Source organism: Nocardioides sp. (assembly GCF_036401255.1).
Lineage (GTDB): Bacteria > Actinomycetota > Actinomycetes > Propionibacteriales > Nocardioidaceae > Nocardioides.
This window is the reverse complement of record NZ_DASWVI010000223.1, coordinates 1-3,364: the sequence shown is the minus strand read 5'-3', so window position 1 is coordinate 3,364 and position 3,364 is coordinate 1. Positions and strand designations below refer to the sequence as shown.

General features: G+C 70.9%; 3 protein-coding genes and 1 pseudogene. 3 read left to right on the top strand and 1 reads right to left on the bottom strand.

Features of this window, described 5'->3' with window-relative positions:
- Positions 1-431 (top strand): ATP-binding protein (locus tag VGD85_RS10410; RefSeq protein WP_331063368.1); only part of this gene is annotated, 431 nt, incomplete at its 5' end.
- Positions 432-469: 38 nt separating this feature from the next.
- Here VGD85_RS10410 and VGD85_RS10405 read toward each other — a convergent pair.
- Positions 470-1,246 carry a sigma-70 family RNA polymerase sigma factor gene (locus VGD85_RS10405; protein WP_331063367.1) on the bottom strand — a complete coding sequence of 259 codons (777 nt, stop codon included), beginning with the start codon at positions 1,244-1,246 and terminating at the stop codon, positions 470-472.
- A gap of 494 nt (positions 1,247-1,740) precedes the next feature.
- Here VGD85_RS10405 and nrdR point away from each other — a divergent pair, with 494 nt between their 5' ends.
- Both nrdR and VGD85_RS10395 read left to right on the top strand, forming a co-directional pair.
- Positions 1,741-2,319 carry a transcriptional regulator NrdR gene (gene nrdR / locus VGD85_RS10400; protein ID WP_331063366.1) on the top strand — a complete coding sequence of 193 codons (579 nt, stop codon included), beginning with the start codon at positions 1,741-1,743 and terminating at the stop codon, positions 2,317-2,319.
- A gap of 143 nt (positions 2,320-2,462) precedes the next feature.
- Positions 2,463-3,364: pseudogene (locus VGD85_RS10395) on the top strand (vitamin B12-dependent ribonucleotide reductase); the annotation flags it as partial.

Sequence of the window (3,364 nt, the reverse complement as noted above, 5' to 3'; positions counted from 1 at the left end):
CGGACCCGCCGCCGCACCGCGCCGTGCTCGCCCTCGACGACGACCCCCGGGCGCCGGGCACCGCGCGTCGCTTCCTGCGGGGCCTGCTCGCGGACTGGTCGGTCGAGCCGGAGACGTGCGACGCCGCGGAGCTGTGCCTCTCCGAGCTCGTCACCAACGCCGTCGTGCACGCCGGCACCGCCTCGACGCTGACCGTCGTCCTCGAGGAGGGCCGGCTGACCGTCGCCGTGCGCGACCGCGGCGGGCCCGGCGAGGCGGCCGCGCTCGTCGAGGACGACGACCCGCTGAAGGTGTTCGGGCGGGGACTGCAGCTCGTCGACGCGCTCTCGGACCGGTGGGGGACCGACCACGACGACCGGGGCACCCGGTCGTGGTTCACCCTCGGCGTCGAGGGCCCGGGCGACCCCGACCGGTCCGAGCGCGTCGGCTGAGGATCCCGGCAGACGCGCTCAGCCGATCCGGACCGGGGTCAGGCGACCAGCTCGACCTGGAGCTCCTCGCGCATCCGCGCCATCAGCCGGGTCAGCAGGCGCGAGACCTGCATCTGCGTCACGCCGATCGCCTCGCCGATCTGGGCCTGGGTGCAGCCGCGGAAGAAGCGCATCTCGACGATGAGCTGCTCGCGGCGCGACAGCTTCGCGAGCACCGGAGCGAGCACGGCGCGGGCCTCGGCGAGGTCGAACCCCTCGTCGGAGTAGCCGAGGCGGCGGCTGATCGGGTCCTCCTCGCCCTCGTGGCTGGGGGCGTCGAGGGAGGCGGGGGCGAAGCAGCCGCTGGCGCCGAGCGCCTCGACGACCAGCTCGCGGTCGATGCCGAGGTGCTCGGCGATCTCGGAGGGGCGCGGCGCCCGGCCGAGCTGCTGGTAGAGCTCGCCCTCGCAGGCGATGATCTTGGTCTGCGCCTCCTGGATGGAGCGCGGGGGCCGCACGGACCAGCCGAGGTCGCGGAAGTGGCGGCGGACCTCGCCGCGGATGGTGGGGATCGCGAAGCTCAAGAAGTCGTGCCCTCGGTCGGGGTCGAAGCCCTTGACGGCCTTGACGAGGCCGACGTACGCGACCTGCTCGAGGTCCTCGGTCGCGATCCCGCGGCCCCGGAAGCGGCGGGTCGCGTCGACGGCGACGGCCATGTTCAACCGGATCAGCTGGTCCTCGATCTCGGCCCGCTCGTCGGCGCTCCCGGCGGCGCTGCGGAGGGTGAAGAGTCGGACGGTCTCGTCTGAGCGGCTCGGTGCGGCAACTGCAGTCATCGGGGGTGACCTCTCCTGTCTTCGGTTGTCCGGCGGCCGTGTCAGGCCGTCCCCGTTGAGTTGCCCGGATCTGATGCAGCGTTAAACCACCCTTGGGGGTGGTCTTCGGGGGTGGGCCCGCCCGCCGTCCGGGGCCGGCAGGTGGGGGTGCGTGACCCCCGTCCGCGTGCCGCGACACGCCCCGTCCGGACCCCGTCGGGACCGCCCGTCATGGCCCTGACCTGCGGGTTTGCGATCGCCGAGGCACATACTCGAAGTACGTCCCGGGTTCACTTGCGCACCCCTGGGGGCCGGGCGTACGGTTACCACTACATGTAGTACTTACACGGATGTAGTTATCCACATCTAGTCCCCAGAACCGTTCGGGCGGTGCACAGGGATCAGGCGGAAGACCCACAGCCGACGGCTTGTTCTACACAGCGGAACCCCCGATATCCACAGCCCGCGCCCACCCTTCGAGGGTGTTCTCGGCGACCCCTCGAGAGGAGTGACCCGTGCACTGTCCGTACTGCCGCAACACCGACACCCGGGTCCTCGACTCCCGGGTCGCCGACGACGGCGGCTCGATCCGCCGCCGGCGTACCTGCTCGGCCTGCGCGAAGCGGTTCACGACCGTGGAGATGATGCAGCTGACGGTGCTCAAGCGGTCCGGGGCCACCGAGCCGTTCACGCGGGACAAGGCGATCGCCGGCGTCCGCAAGGCCTGCAAGGGCCGCCCGGTCACCGAGGACCAGCTCGCGTGCCTGGGTCAGGAGGTCGAGGACGCGCTGCGGCTGGCCGGAGCGGCCGAGATCCCGGCCCACGAGGTCGGCCTGGCCATCTTGGGCCCGCTCCGGGCACTCGACGAGGTCGCCTACCTGCGCTTCGCGAGCGTCTACCGCTCCTTCGAGTCGGCCGACGACTTCGAGGACGAGATCGCCCGGCTCCGAGCGGAGCGAGAAGCCGGAAGTCCGGTGGTCGAGGCGCTCGACGCGTCAGCGGCGAGCCTCGAGACCTTGCGGGCCGAGCGGCCCGCCACGGCCGCCGAGCCGGAGCTGGAGACGGCCCCACCTCAGCCCGTCGCGACGGGCTGACCCCAGACCGCCCGGCGTGTGTAGTGGGGAAGCTGCACGCGCCGGGCGCACCAAGCGTCGTCGCCAACCGCTGCCCCAGCGGTGTCGGTGGCAGTAGCAATGATCGATTCCACACCAACCTCGAGAGACGGGACACCAGAGGGATGACCGAGACGGTGAGCGGGCGCACGGGCGCCAAGGACCAGTCCACGGCGGGGCTGAAGATCGAGCGGGTCTTCAGCACCGAGGGGGTGCATCCCTACGACGAGCTGACGTGGGAGCGCCGCGACGTCGTGCAGACCAACTGGAAGACCGGTGAGACGGTCTTCGAGCAGCGCGGCGTGGAGTTCCCCGACTTCTGGTCGGTCAACGCCTCGACGATCGTCACGACGAAGTACTTCCGCGGCGCCGTCGGCACCGACGCCCGCGAGTGGAGCCTCAAGCAGCTCATCGACCGGGTGGTGAAGACCTACACCTTGGCGGGTGTCGACCACGGCTACTTCGCGAGCCCGGCCGACGCCGAGGTGTTCGAGCACGAGCTCACCTGGCTGCTCGTGCACCAGTACTTCTCCTTCAACAGCCCCGTCTGGTTCAACGTCGGCACCCCGTCGCCGCAGCAGGTCTCGGCCTGCTTCATCCTCTCCGTCGACGACTCGATGGACTCGATCCTGAACTGGTACAAGGAAGAGGGCTTCATCTTCAAGGGCGGCTCCGGCGCCGGCCTGAACCTCTCCCGCATCCGCTCCTCCAAGGAGCTGCTCTCCTCCGGCGGCACCGCCTCCGGCCCGGTCTCGTTCATGCGCGGCGCCGACGCCTCCGCCGGCACCATCAAGTCCGGTGGCGCCACCCGGCGCGCGGCGAAGATGGTCGTCCTGGACGTCGACCACCCCGACATCGAGGAGTTCATCGAGACCAAGGCGCGCGAGGAGGACAAGATCCGCGCGCTGCGCGACGCCGGGTTCGACATGGACCTCGGCGGCGCCGACATCACCTCGGTGCAGTACCAGAACGCCAACAACTCCGTGCGCGTCAGCGACGAGTTCATGCGCGCGGTCGAGGACGGCAC